Annotated in this window: 24 protein-coding genes; 10 read left to right on the forward strand and 14 right to left on the reverse strand. The window is 46.0% G+C overall.

The genetic code is table 11. The annotated features are described in order from the left end of the window. The first annotated feature begins 71 nt into the window (after positions 1–71). Positions 72–488: a XisH family protein gene (locus tag QUB35_RS03590; protein WP_333139445.1), complete on the forward strand. Its 417-nt coding sequence runs from the start codon at positions 72–74 to the stop codon at positions 486–488. Next, complete coding sequence (locus tag QUB35_RS03595; RefSeq protein WP_333139447.1) at positions 476–811, forward strand: XisI protein; 336 nt, start codon at positions 476–478, stop codon at positions 809–811. The genes QUB35_RS03590 and QUB35_RS03595 overlap by 13 nt, the downstream gene beginning before the upstream one ends. Positions 812–987: 176 nt before the next feature. Here QUB35_RS03595 and QUB35_RS03600 read toward each other — a convergent pair whose 3' ends face one another. From QUB35_RS03600 to QUB35_RS03610, 3 genes are all read right to left on the reverse strand, one after another. After that, a complete protein-coding gene (locus tag QUB35_RS03600; RefSeq protein ID WP_333139448.1) occupies positions 988–1335 on the reverse strand; it encodes an S-layer homology domain-containing protein in 348 nt (115 codons plus the stop codon). 219 nt (positions 1336–1554) lie between these two features. Beyond that, positions 1555–2304, reverse strand: coding sequence for a DUF3747 domain-containing protein (locus QUB35_RS03605; protein ID WP_333139450.1), 750 nt, complete (start codon positions 2302–2304; stop codon positions 1555–1557). A 433-nt stretch (positions 2305–2737) separates the two neighbouring features. Further along, complete coding sequence (locus QUB35_RS03610; protein WP_333139452.1) at positions 2738–3730, reverse strand: ribose-phosphate pyrophosphokinase; 993 nt, start codon at positions 3728–3730, stop codon at positions 2738–2740. Positions 3731–4164: 434 nt separating this feature from the next. Between QUB35_RS03610 and QUB35_RS03615 the strand changes: the two genes are divergently transcribed. From QUB35_RS03615 to QUB35_RS03635, 5 genes are all read left to right on the forward strand, one after another. Next, positions 4165–4386 (forward strand): hypothetical protein, encoded by a 222-nt coding sequence (locus tag QUB35_RS03615; RefSeq protein ID WP_333139454.1) that lies wholly within the window; start codon positions 4165–4167, stop codon positions 4384–4386. Positions 4387–4467: 81 nt separating this feature from the next. Next, on the forward strand, positions 4468–4926 hold the full coding sequence (locus tag QUB35_RS03620) for a GatB/YqeY domain-containing protein (RefSeq protein WP_333139456.1): 459 nt from the start codon (positions 4468–4470) through the stop codon (positions 4924–4926). Between the two features lie 423 nt (positions 4927–5349). After that, positions 5350–7035: a serine/threonine-protein kinase gene (locus tag QUB35_RS03625; protein ID WP_333139458.1), complete on the forward strand. Its 1686-nt coding sequence runs from the start codon at positions 5350–5352 to the stop codon at positions 7033–7035. A gap of 60 nt (positions 7036–7095) precedes the next feature. Continuing rightward, on the forward strand, positions 7096–7803 hold the full coding sequence (gene bioD / locus QUB35_RS03630; RefSeq protein WP_333139460.1) for a dethiobiotin synthase: 708 nt from the start codon (positions 7096–7098) through the stop codon (positions 7801–7803). 169 nt (positions 7804–7972) lie between these two features. Beyond that, positions 7973–9190, forward strand: coding sequence for a M20 family metallopeptidase (locus QUB35_RS03635; RefSeq protein WP_333139462.1), 1218 nt, complete (start codon positions 7973–7975; stop codon positions 9188–9190). A gap of 208 nt (positions 9191–9398) precedes the next feature. Here the strand turns inward: QUB35_RS03635 and QUB35_RS03640 are convergent, their stop codons facing one another. Together QUB35_RS03640 and QUB35_RS03645 are read right to left on the reverse strand one after the other, a co-directional pair. Next, the gene (locus QUB35_RS03640; RefSeq protein WP_333139464.1) at positions 9399–10379 is read right to left on the reverse strand and encodes an aldo/keto reductase; all 981 of its coding nucleotides are present in this window, start codon (positions 10377–10379) and stop codon (positions 9399–9401) included. A gap of 347 nt (positions 10380–10726) precedes the next feature. After that, positions 10727–12118 carry a glycoside hydrolase family 10 protein gene (locus tag QUB35_RS03645; protein WP_333139466.1) on the reverse strand — a complete coding sequence of 464 codons (1392 nt, stop codon included), beginning with the start codon at positions 12116–12118 and terminating at the stop codon, positions 10727–10729. Between the two features lie 283 nt (positions 12119–12401). Here QUB35_RS03645 and QUB35_RS03650 point away from each other — a divergent pair, with 283 nt between their 5' ends. The 3 genes from QUB35_RS03650 to QUB35_RS03660 all read left to right on the forward strand — a co-directional run bounded on the left by QUB35_RS03650 (position 12402) and on the right by QUB35_RS03660 (position 15414). After that, entirely contained in the window at positions 12402–13670 is a 1269-nt protein-coding gene (locus tag QUB35_RS03650) for an FAD-dependent oxidoreductase (protein ID WP_445252108.1), read from the forward strand. A gap of 126 nt (positions 13671–13796) precedes the next feature. Further along, positions 13797–14459 carry a DUF2834 domain-containing protein gene (locus QUB35_RS03655; protein WP_333139469.1) on the forward strand — a complete coding sequence of 221 codons (663 nt, stop codon included), beginning with the start codon at positions 13797–13799 and terminating at the stop codon, positions 14457–14459. Between the two features lie 202 nt (positions 14460–14661). Further along, positions 14662–15414 (forward strand): gamma-glutamyl-gamma-aminobutyrate hydrolase family protein, encoded by a 753-nt coding sequence (locus QUB35_RS03660; protein ID WP_333139471.1) that lies wholly within the window; start codon positions 14662–14664, stop codon positions 15412–15414. A 4-nt stretch (positions 15415–15418) separates the two neighbouring features. Here QUB35_RS03660 and QUB35_RS03665 read toward each other — a convergent pair whose 3' ends face one another. From QUB35_RS03665 to QUB35_RS03705, 9 genes are all read right to left on the reverse strand, one after another. After that, positions 15419–15607 (reverse strand): CPXCG motif-containing cysteine-rich protein, encoded by a 189-nt coding sequence (locus tag QUB35_RS03665; RefSeq protein WP_006635525.1) that lies wholly within the window; start codon positions 15605–15607, stop codon positions 15419–15421. Continuing rightward, a complete protein-coding gene (locus QUB35_RS03670; RefSeq protein WP_333107082.1) occupies positions 15591–16073 on the reverse strand; it encodes an SRPBCC family protein in 483 nt (160 codons plus the stop codon). The genes QUB35_RS03665 and QUB35_RS03670 overlap by 17 nt, the downstream gene beginning before the upstream one ends. 13 nt (positions 16074–16086) lie before the next feature. Continuing rightward, positions 16087–16440 carry a transcriptional regulator gene (locus tag QUB35_RS03675; RefSeq protein ID WP_333139473.1) on the reverse strand — a complete coding sequence of 118 codons (354 nt, stop codon included), beginning with the start codon at positions 16438–16440 and terminating at the stop codon, positions 16087–16089. Positions 16441–16444: 4 nt separating this feature from the next. Continuing rightward, complete coding sequence (locus tag QUB35_RS03680; RefSeq protein WP_333139475.1) at positions 16445–16774, reverse strand: type II toxin-antitoxin system RelE/ParE family toxin; 330 nt, start codon at positions 16772–16774, stop codon at positions 16445–16447. A 41-nt stretch (positions 16775–16815) separates the two neighbouring features. Then, positions 16816–17229, reverse strand: a complete 414-nt coding sequence (locus QUB35_RS03685) for a transcriptional regulator (protein WP_333139477.1) — start codon at positions 17227–17229, stop codon at positions 16816–16818. A gap of 20 nt (positions 17230–17249) precedes the next feature. Next, the gene (locus tag QUB35_RS03690) at positions 17250–18905 is read right to left on the reverse strand and encodes a radical SAM protein (protein ID WP_333139479.1); all 1656 of its coding nucleotides are present in this window, start codon (positions 18903–18905) and stop codon (positions 17250–17252) included. A gap of 205 nt (positions 18906–19110) precedes the next feature. Continuing rightward, a complete protein-coding gene (lspA, locus tag QUB35_RS03695; RefSeq protein ID WP_333139481.1) occupies positions 19111–19620 on the reverse strand; it encodes a signal peptidase II in 510 nt (169 codons plus the stop codon). Positions 19621–19937: 317 nt separating this feature from the next. Continuing rightward, positions 19938–20516: a biotin transporter BioY gene (locus QUB35_RS03700; RefSeq protein ID WP_333139483.1), complete on the reverse strand. Its 579-nt coding sequence runs from the start codon at positions 20514–20516 to the stop codon at positions 19938–19940. A 123-nt stretch (positions 20517–20639) separates the two neighbouring features. Next, positions 20640–20855 carry a hypothetical protein gene (locus QUB35_RS03705; RefSeq protein ID WP_333139485.1) on the reverse strand — a complete coding sequence of 72 codons (216 nt, stop codon included), beginning with the start codon at positions 20853–20855 and terminating at the stop codon, positions 20640–20642. Positions 20856–20989: the final 134 nt, after the last annotated feature.

A 20989-nucleotide genomic window follows, 5' to 3' on the forward strand; every position in this document is an offset into this window, starting at 1 on the left:
GTACCGATTGACAATATACCGCGATTTCGGTATAATTAATAGTTATTTGCAATCGCGCTGAGAATTTGTTTGTGTCTGCCAAAGATACTTTCCACGAATCCGTAAAACGGGCACTTGAAAAAGAACAGTGGGTGATTACTGCCGATCCACTAAAGTTTAAGTTTGGCAATATTAAATTTCAGGTCGATTTGGGAGCTGAAAGGTTAGTCGCAGCGGAGCGAGGTGGGGAGAAAATTGCAGTCGAAATCAAAAGCTTCCTAAATCCCTCTGCAATTACAGACTTTTATGCTGCATTGGGACAATTTCTCAGTTATCGGCTGGGCCTGGCATCGGTTGAACCTAATCGGAAATTGTATTTGGCAGTACCCATTGACGTGTATCAAACATTTTTTCAGTCTCAGTTTACTCAAACTGCGGTACAAGAGTATCAGGTGTTGCTAATCGTATACGATCAAAAAAATGAGGTGATTGTGCAATGGACAAGCTAGCTCAATATCGTCAATATGTTCAGACATTAATGAGCCGTTATGCCGAAGAAGATGTTTCTGATGATGAAGTCGAAGTGCAACTTATCTGCGACACAGAACGAGATCATTATCAGTGGATGAATGTCGGCTGGGAACACTTAACCCGGATTTATCAAACCTTCATTCACATTGACATCAAAGATGGAAAAATCTGGCTTCAGCAAAATTTGACAGAGCAAAATCCTGCGGAGGAATTAGTTGCAATGGGAGTACCGAGAGAGGATATTGTTTTGGGATTGCAACCCCCATATAAACGACCGTATACTGATTACGGTGTAGCGTAAACAGTTGACAGTTGACAGTTGACAGTTGACAGTTGACAAATGTCCACTTAATATAGGGTCAGTCTCTTTAGAAAACACCAATTATTTTGTACTTCCTCCTGTGACGTACTATTATCATGTAGGGTGAGTCACTTGGGAAAATCCCAATTATTTTGCATTCGCTTCCGTGACGCACCCTACAATAATCCTACTAAGCCTTGACGCATTTCAGCATCCGTAAAGTAGCCGCCGCGTAATTGCGCTTTGCAGAATTCTCGAAAACAAACCGAGCCCATTTCGTTAATAGCAGCAGCAACAGAACAATAAGAAGACATTTGAGTAATAATAGAAGCAGCCCAATAATTCTGAATGTCTGAAAAAGTTTTAGACGGCTCTTTAGCAACTAAATTCGGCTGCATTCCCGCCGACAAACCAAATTCCGCCGCTCGACGGCGCACCGCACTCAATTCAGCGCGAGTGACGGGCTGCGTAGGTTTAAAAGTTGCATCTTGATAGCCACTAACTATCTTGTTGTCCCGCGCCAATAGAACTTTTCCCGCACTCCAGCGGGAAATATCAACTTCGCTAAATGGACGGATAGAAATATGGCTAGGAAATGTGATATTAGCGCCTTGTATTCATTTCAAAGATTCCCAAACTAAAGATACCAATTGCTCTGTGGTAACAGCAAGTTGCGGTCGAAAGCTATTGAATAGTAGATATCATCGGTAGCTATCTCCGAATGGTAGAAAAGCCAGTATTGCCTACGGTATTGGTATTTCCTGCGGTATTGGCTGCGGTATTGGTATTTCCTGCGGTAATGGCTGCGGTATTGGCTGCGGTATTGGCTGCGGTATTGGCTGCGGTATTGGCTGCGGTATTGGCTGCGGTATTGGTATTGGTATTGGTATTGGTATTGGCTCCGGTATTGCTTCGGTATTGCCTCCGGCATTGCCAATTTCTCCCGGTGCGGATTGATTGGTAGTGAAATAAAAGTGACCTAATGTGCGGCCTTGGTAAGCTCTTTTACTCAAGCGCCAAGCAGGATCGAGAGTGATTTTCATGAAGTCGTTAACATCGCCGTTTGTGCGACCGATAATCACCGATTTACCTTGGTAATCTACCGGAGTTCCCATTAGAAGAACATTACCATCAACACTTTCCAAACTTAGGGTGTATTTTAATGCTAAATCGGTGCCGGCCATGCGAATTGAAAAGCCGTTGCTGTCTGTTGCGCGACCACAAATACCGGTAAAATCAAAAGTAACTAATAACGGATCGACTTTCACGGGATTAGATCCGCTTTCGCTCCAGCATTTTCGCTTGTCAGATACTTGTTCTACAATTAGCAATTGGTGGCCGCCGTAAGGGCGGGGTTGGGCGATGACAATTACTCGCTCTTGGTTAATTTCGGTTTCGTCAAAAGTAAATGCTTTAGCCGAACCGATCGCGCCAAGTGTTAAAATTGCTGAACCTGCCAGTGCTGCCACTGTTCGTAGAAGTGAATGTTTCATGATTTTTCCCTATTGGCTCCTTATGGTGATGAGACTTATCTAGAATATAAAAAAGTCGCCCTCTTCCAACAACAAGATAGAATTTTACCATCTCTTGTTCCGGTGGTACCAAGTGCGATCGATCGGCGCTCGTCACATTGGTTCGTAGTGAGAACTAAAGTCCGAGCGAATTTTATGAGGACTTGAGTCCTTACAACAAAGTTATAACCGTTATTTTACCGAGGAACTGGATAAGCTGTTGGGCATCTAAATTGTATTTTCCGGGCGGGCGGGACGCCCACGCCACAAGAATTTGATGGGAGTTGACAGTAAAATTTAGATGCGCCGGGGCTGATTACTTGCGGGAAACGATCGCACTATTGGGCAAAAAAACGGTGCGTTATACTCTTGTTAACGCACCCTAAAACAAACATTCAAAAAGCGCCTTTCCTGTCTAGCGGAACATACTACTTACAGAACTATCTTCGTGAATCCGCCAAATAGTTTCTCCGAGCAAATTCGCTACCGAAAGCACCGTCAACTGCTCAAAACGGTTCTCTTCCGGCACAGGAATTGTATTTGTAACAATTACCTCTTCCAAAATCCCGCTAGACAAACGCTCGATCGCCGGAGGCGAAAACACCGCATGAGTAGCACAAGCATAAACCTGCCTCGCACCCTCGCGGCGCAACAATCTCGCACCTTCAGAAATCGTGCCGGCAGTATCGATCATGTCGTCCACCAACACAGCAGTTTTGCCCCTGACATCACCGATGAGGTTCATCACTTCTGCCACGTTGTGAGCTTGGCGGCGCTTGTCAATAATTGCCAGGGGAGCATCACCAAGCTTTTTGGCAAAAGCTCTCGCCCTAGCGACTCCGCCAACATCCGGCGAAACCACAACAATATCCGTCAATTTCTTGCTCGCCAGATAATCCAAAAGCACCGGCGAACCGTAAACGTGATCGAAAGGAATGTCAAAATAACCTTGAATCTGAGCCGAGTGCAAATCCATCGCCAAAATGCGACCTGCCCCAGCTTCCGTAATCAAATTAGCCACTAATTTTGCCGTAATCGACTCTCTTCCGGCCGTTTTGCGGTCAGCCCTAGCATATCCGTAATAGGGAATGACAGCAGTAATTTGTCTAGCCGAAGCGCGGCGACAAGCATCGATCATAATTAACAATTCCATGAGGCGATCGTTTACCGGACAGCAAGTTGGCTGAATCAAGTAAACATCGCAACCCCGAATCGATTCTTGAATTTGAACGTAGAGTTCCCCATCAGCAAACCGCTTGCGAACCATCGGCCCCAAATCAATCCCCAGATAGCGAGCCACCTCTTGGGCGAGGGGAATATTAGCAGAACCGGAGAACAGCCGCAGACGGTCATGAGCGGAAACCGGCGGCTCGGGAAGCGGAAGCGGTAAAGTAGCAGAACGGATCACAGCAGGCCTCTTGCAGGACGTTTATTCCATCGCTATCTTACCATCTGAAACTAGAAATATTAGCCAATTTTTTAATAGATTTAACTTTCGGGGCGACCACAAGTGTTAACTTAGCCGAATTGAATAGGACTTGCAGAAATATCTCCGAGAAACCGGGTTTCTAGCCCACTTTCGGCACCCTCAACGGTCACAATCGGTTTTTACTTATTTTTATCCAGCAATAAAACTATAAGTTATACTAGAATACCGTACATTAACGGATAAATTACTTTTTAAGCGCATAATTTATTACTGTAAAGATAGAGCATTCTGCGTAATTATGCTGTGTGACACCCCCAGGGTGTGGAATGTGGGTTCTAGCTGAAATGTTGCACCATTGTCAATAAGCTTTTTAGGAACAGGCAAGATGCCTGTTCCACAAGAAAATCTACTCTTTGTGGAACAGGCCGAAAAGCCTGTTCTTGAGAATGGTGCAAGATGTGAGTTCTAGCGAACTCTGTACTGGCAGAAGTACGATCGCACTTGTGCCCCTGCGTCTAAAAATTCTAGCGAGAGTCAATTTGGGGCTGAGGCTGCAAGTGCAGCCACCCCAAATTCAGGCGAAAGCCGAAGGCATCCGGGTTCAAGGCGATAAAAATGCCACCAACAGGCAATAAACTGGAAAAATACTGTAAAAAAAGTTAAGAATCGGAGCATACTCCAGATTTTTGATATCGGGCAAAGCAAGGTAGAAATCGATGAGCTTAAGAGAACGCATTGACGCAGAAATCAAAGCAGCCATGAAGTCCAAGGACAAAGTTCGCTTGGAAACAGTTCGCGGCATCAAGAAATTTATTCTCGAAAAAGAAGTCAGCCTTCGTCCCTCCGGGCAAGAAACGCTGACAGAAGCTCAAGAAATGGAAATTTTGATGCAAATAGCCAAACAGCGCCGGGATTCGATCGAACAATACCGCAAAGGTGGCCGCGAAGATTTAGTGGCACAAGAGGAGGCGGAGTTGGCAATTGTTGAAGAGTATTTGCCGGCGCAAATGTCAGACGAAGAGGTGAGTCAAGTCGTTGACGAAGTGATTGCCTCGGTTGGCGCTACTTCTGCAAAAGATATGGGCAAGGTGATGGGTAAGGCAATGCAGCAGCTTAAGGGCAAAGCAGACGGTAACAGAATTCAAGACATGGTGAAAGCAAAGCTTAACAGTTGACAGTTGACAGTTGACAGTTGACAGTTGGCAGTTGGCAGTTGGCAGTTGACAGTAGTCAGTAGACATCTCCCATAAATAATCTCAAGTTTTATAGAGATGTATGGCTTAGGCCGGGGGGCGACAATTTATTAGGGCTAAGGCCAAAAAACCCGGTTTCTACGAAAAATCGTGCATTTCTCCCTTGAGATATTGACGCAGAAACCGGGTTTTCGATCGGATATGCAGGTGGCAACCTCTGTATTTTCGTGAAAAAACCCGGTTTCTGACCATCATGGCGTCCAAGAATGTCAAAAAAATGTAAAATACTAACTTTGGTCGGGACTGGGGACTACAGAGAGTGAAGTCTGCTCAAGAGCATTAAAGACCTAGCATTACTAAGTCTGTGAGCGATCGTCTATTTTTTAACAGTTTCTACTTAAACTTATGCAGCCACCTATTGCTATTGGAACTCTCCTACAAAACCGCTACCGTTTGGTGAATATTTTAGGTCAAGGAGGATTTGGCAGGACTTATTTAGTAGAAGATTTGGGACGGTTTCAAGAACGCTGCGCCCTGAAGGAATTGATTCCGGTGCAAAGCGGGCCATACGTTTTGGAAAAATCGAAGGAATTGTTTCAAAGAGAGGCGGCAATACTTTACCAAATTGGGCACCCACAAATTCCCCAGTTTCGGGCAATATTTGAAGAGAACCAGCGTTTGTTTTTAGTGCAGGATTACGTGGAAGGGATGACTTACCGCGAACTAATGCTCGATCGAACTTCAAATGGTCGCACCTTCACCGAAGCCGAAGTCTTGGTATTTATCCGGCAAATGCTGCCGGTACTCGCTCACATCCACGCCCGCGGCATCATCCACCGCGACATCTCCCCAGAAAATATAATTCGGCGCGAAAACGACCAAATGCCGGTGCTGATTGACTTTGGAGTGGTGAAGGAACTCGCCACCAAAGTCCAGTCTCCCGAAGGAACAGCCCACGCAACAACTGTCGGTAAAATCGGCTACGCGCCGATGGAACAGTTGCAAAGCGGGCGGGCAACAGCCAGCAGCGACCTCTACGCTTTAGCTGTAACGGCGATCGTCCTGCTGACAGGCAAAGAACCGCAGGAATTGCTCGATCAAACAACGCTGCAGTGGAATTGGCAGCAGCAAGCGCAGGTGAGCACGGGTTTGGCTTTGGTGCTCAATCGGATGTTGAGCCGGTCTCCGGGCGATCGATATCAATCTGTCAGCGAAGTCGCCCAAGCACTCGACGCCCAAACTAATCCTAAACCTAGCCAGCCAACTGTACCGCCCGCGCCAGCAGTGGTACCGACAAACCCTTCGCTAATAGCAACGGTGGCCGTGGGCAGGCCGCCAGAGCCCGTCGCCCAGAGTTCCCACCCGCAAAAAAACCAGCCAGACCCGTTAATTGAGCCTGCTGGCGACACTTTTTGGGACAATCCCATTGCTGCGATCGGTCTGCTGGCGGGCTTAGTAATCTTGACGGGCTTCGGTTCCTGGGCTTTAGTCGGCTCATTTCTCAACAATTCGCGCCCCAAACCCACTCCGACTGCGCCAGCACTCATAAATCCCACGCCGACACTAACTCCGATACCAAACCCGCTACCTTTGCCAACCCCAACCCCCCAACCTTTGCCAACCCCAACCCCGGAACCTTTGCCAGAACCAAGCCCAGAACCTGTGCCAGAACCCAGCCCAGAACCTGTGCCGGAACCGAGCCCAGAACCTTTGCCGGAACCGAGCCCAGAACCTTTGCCGGAACCAAGCCCAGAACCTTTGCCGGAACCAAGCCCAGAACCCAGCCCAGCGCCAACTCCCGCACCCAAACCGACGCCCGCGCCGACGCCCGCGCCCAAACCGACGCCGGCACCAACTCCTGCACCAACTCCGGCACCCAAACCGACGCCCGCGCCAACTTCGGCACCGTCACCGACTCCCGCACCAACTCCGGCACCGTCACCGACTCCCGCACCGTCGCCGGAACCGGCGCCAACTCCGGCACCATCGCCGGAACCGGCCCCAACTCCGGCACCGTCGCCGCAACCGGAACCGGAACCCGCGCCGTCACCGGAACCAGCACCAACACCCGCACCATCGCCAGAACTCTAAACTTCTGGCAAAATTCCCCTAGACTGAGGTTGATGCCAATTAATTGTTAGCTATTTGCCAATGAACTCCCTGCTAATTGCTGGAACTGATACCGACGCGGGCAAAACTGTTTTGACCAGCGCTCTGGCTGCTTATTGGCAAATGTATTTTCCCGATCGCAGTTTGGGAATTATGAAACTCATGCAAACAGGAACGGGCGATCGCGAACTCTACACCCGTTTGTTTTCCCTCGACCAATCCCCCGAAGAACTCAATCCGCTGCACTTTGATGCGCCTTTAGCACCGCCGATTGCTGCGGAACGGGAGGGGAGACGTATCGAGCTCGAAAAGGTCTGGACGGCGTGGCAAAGCCTCTCTGAGCGCAAGGATTTTGTGTTGGTGGAAGCTTTGGGAGGGCTGGGATCGCCTGTAACGCGGGAACTGACTGTGGCAGATATTGCCAGGGATTGGCGGCTGAGGGGGGTTTTGGTAGTACCTGTGAGGTTGGGGGCGATCGGGCAAGCTGTGGCAAATGTTGCTCTCGCCAGACACACTGGTTTTAAGCTCAGAGGAATTGTGCTCAATTGCGTTAAAGCTTATTCTGAACAAGAAATTGCCGATCTAGCGCCCGTTGATTTGATCCAGTCGCTGACTCAAATACCTGTGTTGGGTATTTTGCCGCATTTAGATGACCCGACTGACCTTGCTAAATTAGCTAAAATTGCTTCAGATTTAGATTTAGAACAGTTACTGCCAGGGGTTAATTTAGTTCCTCAGACTTCTAAATAACCCTATTCTCAACACCTCTCTTTCTCATTCTTCTCTTCCTCTGCGTACTCTGCGTCCTCTGCGGTTAAAAACTAAGATTTTATTTAAACCGCAGAGAGCGCAGAGAGCACAGAGAAAGAGAAGAGAGAGTTTCACAAATTATTCAGAATTGCTATAAGGAGAATAAAACATGGTTTCTACTTTACCGAATTTAACCTCTGTAGATTTATCTCAATTGCGACTGGAGATTAGAAATTTGCAGCCTCAGCTAGTCGAATGGCGTCGCCTTTTGCATCAAAGGCCGGAGTTGAGTTTTGATGAAAATTTAACGGCGCAGTTTGTCTCGCAAAAGTTGCAGGAATGGGGAATTGAGCATGAAACTAATATTGCTAAAACTGGTATTGTCGCCACTATAGACAGCGGCAAACCGGGGCGGGTTTTGGCAATTCGGGCGGATATGGATGCTTTGCCTATTCAAGAAGAAAATGAGGTGGATTATCGATCGCAGCATGATGGAATTATGCACGCTTGCGGTCACGACGGCCACACTGCGATCGCCCTCGGTACTGTTTGTTATCTCGCAAAGCACAAACACAGCTTTTCGGGTAAGGTAAAATTTATCTTTCAGCCCGCCGAAGAAGGGCCAGGAGGCGCAAAACCGATGATTGAAGCGGGAGTTTTGAAGAATCCTGATGTTGATGCGATCGTCGGCTTGCATTTGTGGAACAATCTACCTTTAGGTACTGTAGGCGTCCGTAGCGGTGCGCTGATGGCGGCTGTCGAAGTTTTTGACTGCACGATTTTTGGCAAAGGTGGACACGGCGCAATGCCACATCAGACTGTGGACTCGATCGTAGTTACAGCCCAAATTGTCAGCGCTTTGCAGGCAATTGTCGCGCGGAACATTGACCCGATCGACTCAGCGGTAGTAACTGTCGGCAAATTCCACGCAGGCCACACCCACAACGTCATTGCCGATACCGCTCAAATCGGTGGCACGGTGCGCTATTTCAATCCTGCATATCAAGGTTATTTTGCACAGCGAATCGAGCAAGTAATTGCCGGAATTTGTCAGAGTCACGGGGCCAATTACCAATTAGATTATTGTGCGCTTTATCCGCCAGTTATTAATGATTCGAGAATAGCTGAATTGGTGCGCGGCGTGGCAGAATCGGTTGTCGAAACTCCTGCAGGAATCGTTCCAGAATGTCAAACAATGGGCGGCGAGGATATGTCGTTCTTTTTGCAAGAAGTTCCCGGTTGCTATTTCTTTTTGGGTTCAGCAAATCCCGATAAAAACTTGGCTTACCCGCACCATCACCCGCGTTTTGATTTTGATGAAACTGCGCTGGGGATGGGTGTAGAAATGTTTGTGCGCTGCGTGGAAAATTTTTGTGTGAATCAATGAAAGATTGTGTCATCCGGTGGGGGCGGGTTTATGAGATTATTGATTTTAGGCAATGATAGTTTGTAAAACCCGCCCCTACAGCAATCATATCTATTTAACCCGATCTCTTGCACCCGCAGTCAAAAAACTGTAGGGGCGGGTTCACCAAAAGATTTAAAGAATGCAGACAGCTTAAATAAACCCGCCCCCACCCCACGCGAGAGTCTTTTTACCGAGTTTGAAAAATATTCTGCACCATTTTTTTATCTACACTCGCCGCCGCCTTATCCAATTCTGCAATCTCCCCGGAGTCTAACTCCCAGCCCAAAGCACCAATATTATCCCTCGCCTGTGTCGCAGATTTGGCCCCCGGAATCGGAATAGTTTCTTTGCAGATGCACCAGTTGATTGCTACCTGCGAAACAGTTTTGTTTCTGAATGCCGCTATTTCTCGCAAACACTCCAAAAGCGATCGCATTCCCGGAAGTAGCTGCTTGCACGCCAAACCTCGGATACCTTTAGGAAGAGAGCCGTTTTCGGAATATTTACCCGTCAGCAACCCCAAGGCTAGAGGACTGTAAGCAATCAATTTTATCCCCAATTCATCGCAAACATCTTTCAACCCGAGTTCTGTCACCGGATAGGTGGAAAGTAGCGAATATTGCACTTGTAAAGTAACAATAGGAATTTGGCGATCGCTAAATCTTTGATGCACCCATTTCAGCCGTTTCGGCCCGTAATTAGACAAGCCCACTCCCTTAACTAATCCTTGCTCGTAAAGGTCAGCCAAACCATCTAAAAGAGCCCCCTCTTGCCAAGGAGCGTAATTAGCTGTAGACCAGTGCATTTGCACCAAATCTACATTTTTTCCGAGGCGCGCAGCCGAGGCTTTGCAAGCCGATATCATTGATTGTCGCGTCAGTCTCCAAGGATAAGCAGCTAGTTTTGTCGCAATACAAATACTGTCTTTATTTGCACCTTGATATTGTTGAGAAAACTGCCCCAAAAGCTGCTCGCTGCGGCCATTTAATTTCCCTGTTCCGTAAGAGTCCCCGGTATCGAATAAAGTGACGGCGTTACTAACACAAAGATTGAAAACGGCTTGCAATTCCTCGTCCATACTTTCATTGTAGCCCCAGAGCAATCTGTTGCCCCAAGCCCAAGTGCCGCAGCCCATTTTTGGAAGTAAAAGTTTTTGGTTAGTTGGCATTTTTATTGATGGTAGTTGTTGGTAATACGGATATTTTATAGGAACATAACTCGGTATCGCCTAGCCCCCAGTATAGCTGTTTCATTCTGCCACGGGCCGCCAGGGACTCAAGTCCCTGTCTAATAGCATAAGTCGGTTAAAACCGACTCAAATAGTAATTTCAATTTTGAAAATTAGAGTTACACATATATTCTGCGCTAACTCTATACAAAAACAGCTTTGATAGAATTGCTACAGTCGTCTTTAGACGACTTCAGCTATGAGACAGGGGTTTAAACCCCTGTCGGAATGTCGGACTAATGGCACACCCTACAAAATTACTAATGACTGATGACTCTTTAATTCTTTTACGTGGTTGGCGAGGGCGAAGGTGGGCTGTTTTTGGTAGGTTGCTCTGGCTTAGCTTTCGGGTCTGGTTTTGGTGGTGCAGGCGGAGGGAAAGTCGCCGCGCGTCTGGGTATTTGTAGCGCTGTTCGGAATGCAGAAGACGGGAAGAAAGCACTAAATTGAGAAAGTCGATCGGCGGTGGGTTCTGGCGCATATTCCCACAAGCTTTCGTAGTAGAAGAAAGCGACACCTAAGCCGTATCCTTGGACTGCTTGCACCTGAAATTTAATTTGCTCAATCGGTACGGGGTTATTTCTCAAACCTGTCATAATCCCAACTCCGGTGGGAATTTTTTGCTGTGCTTCTTGCATTTCTGGACGGTTAATCTTGCCCACAAATGATTCTAAATTGGGACGGTACACTTGCACGATTAGCTCGTCGGCAATATCCAAACGCACCCAAGTCAGCCAATCTTGTAGGTGATGTTTGTAAGCAAACTCGTAGTAATTGGGAGAAATTGAGAAAATTGCATTGGGTTTGACTGCTTTGACGGCTTGATTTAGCTGCGACATAAAAGCGGTGATTTTATTGGCTCGCCATTGCACCCATGCTGGGTTTTGAAAATCTTTGGGCGGAGCTTTTTTGGTTTCTTTGGTATACAAAGCAACTGTGTACTCATCGTATCCAAATTCCGACGGCAAACTCATGTGATCGTCAAATTGAATACCGTCGGCGTTATATTTAGTGGTGATTTCTAGTACGAGTTGGGTAATGAATTGCTGCACTTCTGGATGAAATGGATTGAGCCAAACTACTTCGCCACCTGCACCGATTGATGTTTGGCTGCCGTCCTGTTTTTGTGTCAGCCAATCGGGATGATTTAAGGCTAATTCTGATGTGGGAGGAGCCATGAAACCAAACTCAAACCAAGGAATTACTAGCAGGCCTTGGCGGTGAGATTGAGCTATCAAATCTCCGATCATATCTTGTCCCTCTAACCCTCTGTAAACAAAGGGTTGAATGTCTTTTTGCTGCGCTACATCGCTGGGATACATTGCATAGCCAGAATTCCAGACAACGGGATAGATTGTGTTGAAATTTAACCGTTTTAGTTTGCTGACAGCATCTCCTAGTTTGCGACGATCTCTGAGGATGTCTTTGTCGTTTGTCGTCATCCAAACGCCGCGAATTTCCTGGCGGGGTTGCTGGGCGATCGCCGGAATGAAGTTGTTCGCCAGCAATACTATAATGAATGAGAGGGCAAACAGAAGCGGGAAAAGAGTTTTAATCGATCGCTGCCAACTGCGCGGAATGATGCGTAATGTCATAGTTTTGAATGGTGAGTTAGCTATTGAAACACACCCTGGCATAATTTGGTGATAAAATTTGCTCGCTCTACAGTCTACAGCCATTTGCGCTGAATGTGGAATCGGTTAACTGAAATGGGTGAAGTGATGTTATGCGATCGCAACTGAGCTCAGTATAATCTCTGAGACAGAGGGTAAGTGACAGCATTCTGTCTAACTGCTGGGAAATCATTAATTACGCACTGCCAGCTATCCTTACCGGACTCTGCGGCCCAAGGAGTGCAAGTGCTGTACAATATCGGTGCTGGAATATCTCGATCGAACATCTGTAATTGTGAAACATTTAGTGTTAATTGGCGGCGGTCACAGTCATGCTATAGTATTAAAAATGTTCGGTATCAACCCGCTGCCGGGAGTGCGTTTGACTCTGATTAGCGATGTGCTGCACGCGCCTTATTCGGGGATGCTGCCGGGACACGTTGCCGGGTTTTACGATTATGATGAATGTCACATCGATTTGCGATCGCTCGCTGAATTTGCCAGGTGTCAAATATTAATCGATCGGGCGATCGCGATCGACCTTAACAAAAATTTAGTTATTTGTCAAACTCGCCCTCCGGTTAATTTTGATGTGCTTTCTGTGGATATCGGCAGCACTCCTGCGACTTTATCTGTACCGGGTGCCGCAGAATATGCAATTGCAGCTAAACCCGTACCGGAGTTTTTAGCTAGCTGGAATCAGTTAATTTCCGAAAGGCCAAACTATCCCCCAAAACCGCTGCGGATAGCGATTGTAGGCGGCGGTGCAGGCGGGGTAGAATTAGCATTAAATATGCAATCTCGATTGGGGAAGGAAGAGGGAAAAAGGAAGAGGGAAGAAGGAAGAGGGAAGAAGGAAGAGGAAAGAAGGAAGAGGGAAGAAGGAAGAGGAAAGAAGGAAGAGGGAAGAAGGAAGAGGGAAGAAACTTTAGAAAATTTATCATCAGAAATTCATTTATTTCACAGCGGTGCTGAATTAATGCCGGGACATAACAAACGGGTGCGTCGCCGCCTGAAAGAAATTCTGATTAGTCGTGGGATTAAACTGCATTTAATGGAAAAAGTTAGTGCTATAGAAAAGCCAGAAACGATTGACATAGAAGATAATCAAGAATGCCCGATGCCCAATGCCCAATGCCCAATGCCCAATGCCAAAATTTCCTGTCAATCAGGTTTAGAATTAGAGTGCAATATCATTTTTTGGGTGACACAAGCATCGGCAGCCAATTGGATAAGAGAATCCGGTTTAGCAGCAGACTCAAACGGCTTTATGCAAGTCAACGATTGCTTGCAATCAGTCTCTCACCCCAACGTATTTGCGGCGGGCGATATAGCTGCGATGGTTAATTATCCTCGTCCCAAAGCAGGCGTGTTTGCCGTGCGTCAGGGCAAACCGCTGTTTGAAAATTTGCAGCAGTTTTTATTGGGAAAACCGCTGAAACCCTTTGTACCGCAAGAACAATACTTAGGCTTAATTGGTACTGGGAATAAAAGGGCGATCGCATCTCGCGGATCTTTGATGTGGGAATCGGCGCTGCTGTGGTACTGGAAAGATTGGATCGATCGCCAATTTATGCAAAAATTTAGCAATCTGCCCAAAACCCGCAATACCAAATAGCAAGACATTCAGATATTCTCCTCTCTTCCTCTGTGTCAAGAGCGTCCTCTGCGGTAAATAAAAAAAGTCTTATTGAAAAACCCTTTAAGCTTGCTATAGTAATATCAGAAGTAAGAAAAACTAACTATGTTCAGAAAAATTGGATTTGGGCTGCTTTGGATTGCATTTATCACCTACGCCTTTGTATTTGCACCACCCGACAGCCCAGAAAAAACCATCACACTAATTACCAATATTTCCACAGGCAAAATAGCAGACATCAACCCTTTAATTGTAGCGTTATTCAACCTCATGGGAGTCTGGCCGCTCATCTACAGTTGCGTCTTATTTGCTGACGGCAGGGGCCAGAAAATACCTGCATGGTTATTTGCCACTTTATCCTTTGGCGTCGGCGCTTTTTCCTTGCTGCCTTATTTAGCCCTGCGCGAACCGAATCCAGAATTTCCCGGTCATAAAAATATCTTTTTAAAGATATTAGACTCCCGTTTTACTGGAATTTTCTTAACATTAGCTGCGGTTGGTTTAGTTGCCTTTGGCTTGACAAACGGCGATTGGTCTGATTTTATTCAGCAGTGGCAGACTAGCCGCTTTATCCATGTAATGAGTTTAGATTTTTGTATGCTTTGCCTACTATTTCCTGCCTTATTAGGAGACGATATGGCGCGCCGAGGAATGCAGAACTCTACAGCATTTTGGGCAGTAACATTAGTACCGCTGTTCGGGCCGCTGGCTTATCTGTGTACGCGCAAACCCCTACCGGAAATTAATACTGAAACTGTTACAAATTAGACAGCAGTGCAGGGAATTTTCAGTTTAATCTAGAAATCCATCACAAGTAATCAGACAAGAAACAGGCAAGATGCCTGTTTCACAACCATAAGTAAGTTTTATTGTGGGTCGTTGCTCCTAGTAGCCCGCCCATGAAACACTGATTACAAATACTGCCAAATCTGAGTATTAATGTAAATAATTATCTCCCAGTCTCTAGCAAATGAAAAAATTTCCTATTGTTGGCATCACAACATACAACCGCTGTTCAGCAGGCGAATATCGCTTAAATGGAACTTATATTGATGCAGTTCAGGCGGCTGGTGGCATTCCGATTTTACTGCCGCCCCATCAATTAGATCCGGCTAGTATTTTGGATGCAGTAGATGGTTTGATTTTTTCCGGGGGCGGAGATATCAACCCAGAACTGTATGGCGGTTATGTCGATCGCACAGTTTACTCGGTTAATGCAGAACGCGACAATTTTGAATTAAGCTTAGCAAAGCTAGCTTTGAAGGCTGACATACCTGTGTTGGGGATTTGCCGGGGAATGCAAATTTTGAACGTAGCCAGCGGCGGCAGTTTGGTGATTCACGTACCGGATGCTTACGGAGATGAGGTTAATCACGGATCGGGAATTCCCCCGCGTGCGATCGAGCATACCATTGAAATTGAGCCAACCTGTCGGCTAGCAAAAATTATGGGAAAAACTTCAACAACAGTTGTTTCCTGGCATCATCAAGCAGTGCGGAAGGTAACATCCGATTGGCGAATTGTAGCCGATGCACCTGACACTGTGGTAGAAGCAATGGAACACTGCTATCACCCTTGGATGATAGCAATTCAATGGCACCCGGAAATGTCGCCAAACTGTTCATTTAACTCTCGAATTTTTCAGGCTTTCGTAGAAGCAGCAGCTTCAAAATTTATGAATTCTACCAAGTCAGCATCACAAACAATTCATACATTTGGATAGTCACTTATTCTTGATAGTCAGTATCTATTTCAATATCCAGGGTATCTTCATCTATTCTGACATACAGAACATTCGGGCGACAGCAAACCTGACAATCTTCGATATAAGATTGCTCCATACCACCGCTGATATCAACAAAAGTTGTACTCGGTTCGCCGCAGAAAGCACAGTAATATTCAGCCGTTGTTTGCATCTTTCTCGCACTCTCTTTTTGTGACTTCGTGGCGGTAGCGAAACATATCTGTTAACCGCATTTCCACCCACCAACCTAACAACAAATCGACAATTGGGCCGCCCGGTATCGAAAATGCGTTAGCGAAGCCCTCGAAGAGGATCGCATCTGTCAATCTAGTCTTGCCATTTTCTGAGGTAAACTCGTGTCGGTGAGTCCAACGTGCCATCGGCCCCTCAGTTTGTTCATCAACAAACAAGCGATATTGTTCGCACTCAGTGTGAGTCGCCACCCATTTTACAGGAATCGGCCCCAATAACAGGCGAAATTCTGATACAGCACCCACATCGAGTCCCCCTTCGCGGCGAATGATTTTCACCGGTTGCCAAGGCGGAGTCAAAAGTTGCAGAATGTCCGGCCTTTCGTGAAAGTTCCAGACTGCTTCAACGGTAGCATTAATTAAGGATGAATATTTAAAATTGGGCATTTTCTAGATTAAGTTAAACAGTTATTTGCGATCGCGTTTCAGCATTTGCAGTATTATCCTCTGTATCAGTACAAACAGCAACAGTTAGTTTCAATCCCAAAGCATTCAGCCAAGTTCCCAGATTATAAATCGCATCACTTCCTTGCTGTGACAGCAATTCATCCAGTTTTTTTAAGTGCAATTCATATTGTTCTGGAGTCATTTTTGGTAGACCCAAAGCTTCTGCTACATCGCTGAGAGCTCGTTTTAGCAGTTCAGCTTCCGGCTCTTCCTCCTCTAATGTCGCCGTTATATAGGCTGCTGCTAGTTCTGGCTTTTTTCTGAGAGATTCAATCAAAAATGGATGATAAGGTAGGCTTTTAGGCATTGTCTTAACTCCTATAATCGGTCCAGTATTCTTTAGCTTGGCGGATATCTCTGTCTTGAGTGCTTTTATCGCCTCCGCAGATGAGAATCACAATTGTCATTCCTATTTGTCCAAAATAGATTCGGTAGCCAGGCCCATAATTGATTTTGAGTTCGCATACGCCTTCCCCCACGGAGCGATAGTCTCCTAAATTACCATCAGCAATTCGGTTAAGCCTAGATATAATCTTGGCTTGAGCATTTATATCTCTCAGTGAATCAAACCACTGATCGAAAGGCACTCTGTTGTCTGGCGTAGTATAACGCTGAATTTCTTTCGGTTGGACTTCGGGCATAATTATATTATAGTGCGTCACTCATCCCAGTATCCTGGCAATTAATTATACTCAAGAAATGCTACAGGGGAAAGATGGAAAAACTTAGCTAACTTTTGAATTTGACTCGCCGTCAGTTCCCGCTTTCCATTCATCACCTCAGATACCCAAGACTCGGATTCAAAAATATCAACCAAATCTTTTTCTTGAATATTGTCTTCAACCATCAATGCTTTGAGTAGTGCGATACCTTTCAAGACTGGCATTGGCTCATGTTTTTGTTCGTAATCATAAACAAGAGTACCCAACACGTTTAAGTAATCTCGATCGTCCTGCGTGAGATGGCTCCGACTCACAATAGAATCAATCCGATTTTGTGTAGCGATTAACTCAGCTTCACAAGTAATTGGACGCGGTGGAAAAGTTGTGATGATCTCCATATAGTAGCTACTAGGAGTTTTTAAACCCGTCGTCATTTTTCCAGTTCTCCTTTTTACTAAACGGGACTTAGTGAATTCTCACATTCTTGATTTGGCTGTCGTGTTGTATGACTCATCGCCTCAGCCAAATGCTTCTTCAAAGTCGCCTCCGGTAGCGGCCCTTTTAAATGAATCCAAGGCAAAACCTGATCCAATTCCCACTCTTGAAAAACATAAAAATCCATATCAGGCAACTGTCCCCGCAACTCCTTAAAAGCCCGCCGATAACTGCCCAAAGTATCGCCGTAATGCCGAACTAATTCCAACAGCCGAGACAACCGCCGATCGCCCTTTGACAACAAACCCTGAATCACCGACCAATTATAGCTTTCAGGTCTAAATTCTAAACCTAACTTCCGCAATTCTTTATCTAAAAACTTCAGCCTCTTCTCCGCATCTTTATTCACTCCAAACCACTGAAAAGGAGTGTGAGATTTCGGGACAAAAGTGCTGCATCCCAGAGTCAACCGCAAACCGGGAACAGCTTTTCTAATCGCCCGCATCATCGCCACCGTTTCCTCTAAATCCTCCATTTCTTCGCCGGGAATTCCCGCCATACCGTAAAGTTTAATTCCCTTTAAGCCGCCAGCCTTAGCATTGCTCGCCGCTTGGATAATTTCGTCATTTGTGAGTTTTTTGTTAACGATTTTGCGGATGCGATCGCTCCCGCTTTCCACCGCAATTGTCACAGATTTGCTGTCTCTGTTTGTCAATATTTCTGCTAGCTTAACTGTCACCGTATTCGTCCTTACCGAAGAAAGACTCAGCCGCACGCCGTCGTATTTCGGATGATTCAAATGATCCAGCAACGCTTCAAATTCCGGGTGCTGAGTCACCGAAGCACCCAACAAACCCAAACGATTAGTCACAGCTAAGCCGCGATCGATCGCCGGAATTAGCGAAGCCTCCAAACTCGCAGTTCTAAACGGCAAAGTCAGATAACTTGCCAAACAAAAACGGCACATTTCTGGACAACTCCGAACCACTTCCACCATGTAAATATTTTCCCAAGCCGCTTTTTCTGTCACCACAGTGGAAGCAGATAAAGTATTGCCGCGATAAGTCTGTTTTTCAACCATACTGGGAATTCCCGAATCGACAGGCTGAATCGATTTAATACCCTCAGCCGCATCCAGATAAGTTACTTCGTACAAACTGGGGACGTAAACTCCCGGAACTTGGGCTAAATGCCGCAATTTAGTTTGTCTGTCGGCGGTACGGACTTCTTTATAAGCATCAATAAAATTATCAATGAGATGTTCGCCATCTCCCAGCAAAATCACATCAAAAAAATCGGCAAAAGGTTCTGGATTAGCAGTAAAAACCGGGCCCCCGCCGAATACTATCGGATGATTATCAGTTCGTTTAGAAGCCCAAATCGGAATTTCGAGAGATTCCAATAAATTTAGAATATTTACATAGTCTAGTTCCCAAGAAAGCGAAAATCCCAGTAATTCTGGATGTCGGGGAAGTTGTTCGCGGATATCAGTAAATAAACGGCCCACTTCAATATCCGATCGCACAGCCAAAGTTGCCCACACTATCTGATAGCCGAGACTGGTAATACCCACCGTGTACTCGTTGGGAAAAGCAAAAATAGTCGGGATAGCATCAGCATCGGGGGTTGCTGGGGCAAATAGTAAGCGTTCTTGAGCAAATGGATTAGGATTCACGGGCAAATTTAGTTTTAACAATAGGTCTGTTCTTATCTCATTTTAAGCCATTTCCAAAGTCATTGTAGGGTGCGTCAGGGTTGAATGTGGCGACCACAAACTAAGAATCTCCCCCCTGACGCAGCCTACAGTTAGTTAGCTGTTACATCCGTTACATCCGAAGAAAGCGAATCGGTTGGCGAACTTCCTTATTGCTTCTTCAAATTTACTCTGAAATAGAATCGCCATCGTCTTGCCTTCTCGGCGGCGGTGGACTGTGAAAAGTTGCAATCAGCAAACAGATAATCCCAGCATTAATAAACACATCGGCCAGATTAAATACCGGGAACCGAATTATCCGAAAATCGATAAAATCTACAACGTGGCCCGAAACAAATCGATCGATCCCGTTCCCCAGTGCTCCCCCCAAAATCAAACCGTAGCCAGCTTGTTCCCAGCGGTTAATTCGCGGCCCGAACCAAGCTAGTACCATCAATCCGACACTAACGGCCAAAGACAGCCAGCGCAACCAAATCGCCCCGCCATTGCTGAACAGACTAAAAGCCGCACCGGTATTAACAACATAAGTGAAGTGAAACACCCCAGGTAACAGTGGCTGCGTTTGCGGAGGAACCGTCAATTCAAAATTTTGCACCACCCAAAACTTAGCCAGGTGGTCTAAAACTAAACTGATAACAGCAGCAACCCAGAACAAGGGATTTCTTTTAAAACGCATGAATTAAGCAATAGAAAATGGGGCATCGGACATGAGAGAATTTACTCCAATCTCACTTGTCATTGCGAGCAAAATGCAGTGGATAAAAGCAATCCCAGCCGCAGCGAGATGACTCTCCCGTTTGGCAATGTATAGTATAACCTTATTTTGCACAATTACCTGTTACCTCTTCCTCCTTCCCTCTTCCTTCTTCCCTCTTCCCTCTTCCCTCTTCCTTCCTTCTTCCTTCTTTCTTCTTCCTGACATCCGTTACATCCGTTACATCCGTTACATCCGTTACATCCGTTACATAATCCGTTGCCGAACTTCCTTCGCAATCAATAAAACATCAAGCGGCGCAAAGTAAATGACAGCACTGCGATCGCACAAACTACCGCCAATTGTCCCGGCAGGGGATAAACCGAATATTTAAGAATCTCATCGAATAAAGGTGTTGTTTTTGCCGGAGGCAGCAAGTAAGTAAAAATTAGATAAATTAAGCCGATCGCGTGAACAGTGAACAAACCGCACAAACAGCTAAAAGCCATAGATTCCAGCCGCGAAGCCACCTTAAAAGCCACCCAGCCGCACACCCAAGCACCAGGCACAAAACCCAGCAAATACCCAAAACTCGCTTCTTTGAGATAGCCGATGCCGCCGCCTTGAGAAAAAACTGGCCACAAAGTTAATCCTAATGCCAAATAGGCAATTTGCGAGAGAGCCGCAGCATTTTTCCCCCCCATGCAGCCTACTAGCAAAACGGCTCCAATTTGATAGGTAACACCTAAAGAGTACGCCTGAAGTCCTCGATCGTCCCACAACCCAATCGGAATTGTGACAGATGCAGGCAAAAAAGTGCCTCCTATCGTCAGGAGCAAACCAATAACAGCCCAGATTAATTCAATAGGAGCAGGCATTATAGCAGAAGAAAGAAGGAAGACCGAAGTTGCAATCGACCGTTTATGTTTGTGCAATTAAGAACGTCCTAACCGTCAGGGCGGTTGCTATATCATCAAACGGCATTCCTCAGAATGTATTTGTCAGATGCAAGCTTCCATGCCCGCAGCTTTTAAATTCTTAATAATAGCACTACTATCAAAATAACCACCATTGTATTGTTTTCTGATTCTCAAGCCTCGATCTTGTGATAATTTAATAGGGAATTTTTCGCGATCCTCTTCGAGGGCTTCGCTAACGGGCGATCGACTGCTTGTTTCCGTAGCTCGGTTTCTGCCATATACCTTATATGTTGACACTTGTCAAGCTCATATATAACATTAATAATATTAATTAATATTAAATTGCCATTAAGTGTAAAGATTCTTAACCTAACCTTTACTTTTGCGCGCTATGCTGATGCGGGACACCCATATAACGATCGCAGATTTTT

The organism is Microcoleus sp. B13-B6, from assembly GCF_036705405.1.
Taxonomy (GTDB): domain Bacteria; phylum Cyanobacteriota; class Cyanobacteriia; order Cyanobacteriales; family Microcoleaceae; genus Microcoleus.

Bases quoted from the DNA above. Each gene is read 5' to 3' on its own strand.
- QUB35_RS03595 (WP_333139447.1), top strand. From the start codon at position 476: ATGGACAAGCTAGCTCAATATCGTCAATATGTTCAGACATTAATGAGC.
- QUB35_RS03605 (WP_333139450.1), bottom strand. From the start codon at position 2,304: ATGAAACATTCACTTCTACGAACAGTGGCAGCACTGGCAGGTTCAGCA.
- QUB35_RS03620 (WP_333139456.1), top strand. From the start codon at position 4,468: ATGAGCTTAAGAGAACGCATTGACGCAGAAATCAAAGCAGCCATGAAG.
- QUB35_RS03625 (WP_333139458.1), top strand. From the start codon at position 5,350: ATGCAGCCACCTATTGCTATTGGAACTCTCCTACAAAACCGCTACCGT.
- bioD (WP_333139460.1), top strand. From the start codon at position 7,096: ATGAACTCCCTGCTAATTGCTGGAACTGATACCGACGCGGGCAAAACT.
- QUB35_RS03635 (WP_333139462.1), top strand. From the start codon at position 7,973: ATGGTTTCTACTTTACCGAATTTAACCTCTGTAGATTTATCTCAATTG.
- QUB35_RS03640 (WP_333139464.1), bottom strand. From the start codon at position 10,379: ATGCCAACTAACCAAAAACTTTTACTTCCAAAAATGGGCTGCGGCACT.
- QUB35_RS03645 (WP_333139466.1), bottom strand. From the start codon at position 12,118: ATGGCTGTAGACTGTAGAGCGAGCAAATTTTATCACCAAATTATGCCA.
- QUB35_RS03650 (WP_445252108.1), top strand. From the start codon at position 12,402: ATGTTCGGTATCAACCCGCTGCCGGGAGTGCGTTTGACTCTGATTAGC.
- QUB35_RS03655 (WP_333139469.1), top strand. From the start codon at position 13,797: ATGTTCAGAAAAATTGGATTTGGGCTGCTTTGGATTGCATTTATCACC.
- QUB35_RS03660 (WP_333139471.1), top strand. From the start codon at position 14,662: ATGAAAAAATTTCCTATTGTTGGCATCACAACATACAACCGCTGTTCA.
- QUB35_RS03665 (WP_006635525.1), bottom strand. From the start codon at position 15,607: ATGCAAACAACGGCTGAATATTACTGTGCTTTCTGCGGCGAACCGAGT.
- QUB35_RS03670 (WP_333107082.1), bottom strand. From the start codon at position 16,073: ATGCCCAATTTTAAATATTCATCCTTAATTAATGCTACCGTTGAAGCA.
- QUB35_RS03675 (WP_333139473.1), bottom strand. From the start codon at position 16,440: ATGCCTAAAAGCCTACCTTATCATCCATTTTTGATTGAATCTCTCAGA.
- QUB35_RS03680 (WP_333139475.1), bottom strand. From the start codon at position 16,774: ATGCCCGAAGTCCAACCGAAAGAAATTCAGCGTTATACTACGCCAGAC.
- QUB35_RS03685 (WP_333139477.1), bottom strand. From the start codon at position 17,229: ATGACGACGGGTTTAAAAACTCCTAGTAGCTACTATATGGAGATCATC.
- lspA (WP_333139481.1), bottom strand. From the start codon at position 19,620: ATGCGTTTTAAAAGAAATCCCTTGTTCTGGGTTGCTGCTGTTATCAGT.
- QUB35_RS03700 (WP_333139483.1), bottom strand. From the start codon at position 20,516: ATGCCTGCTCCTATTGAATTAATCTGGGCTGTTATTGGTTTGCTCCTG.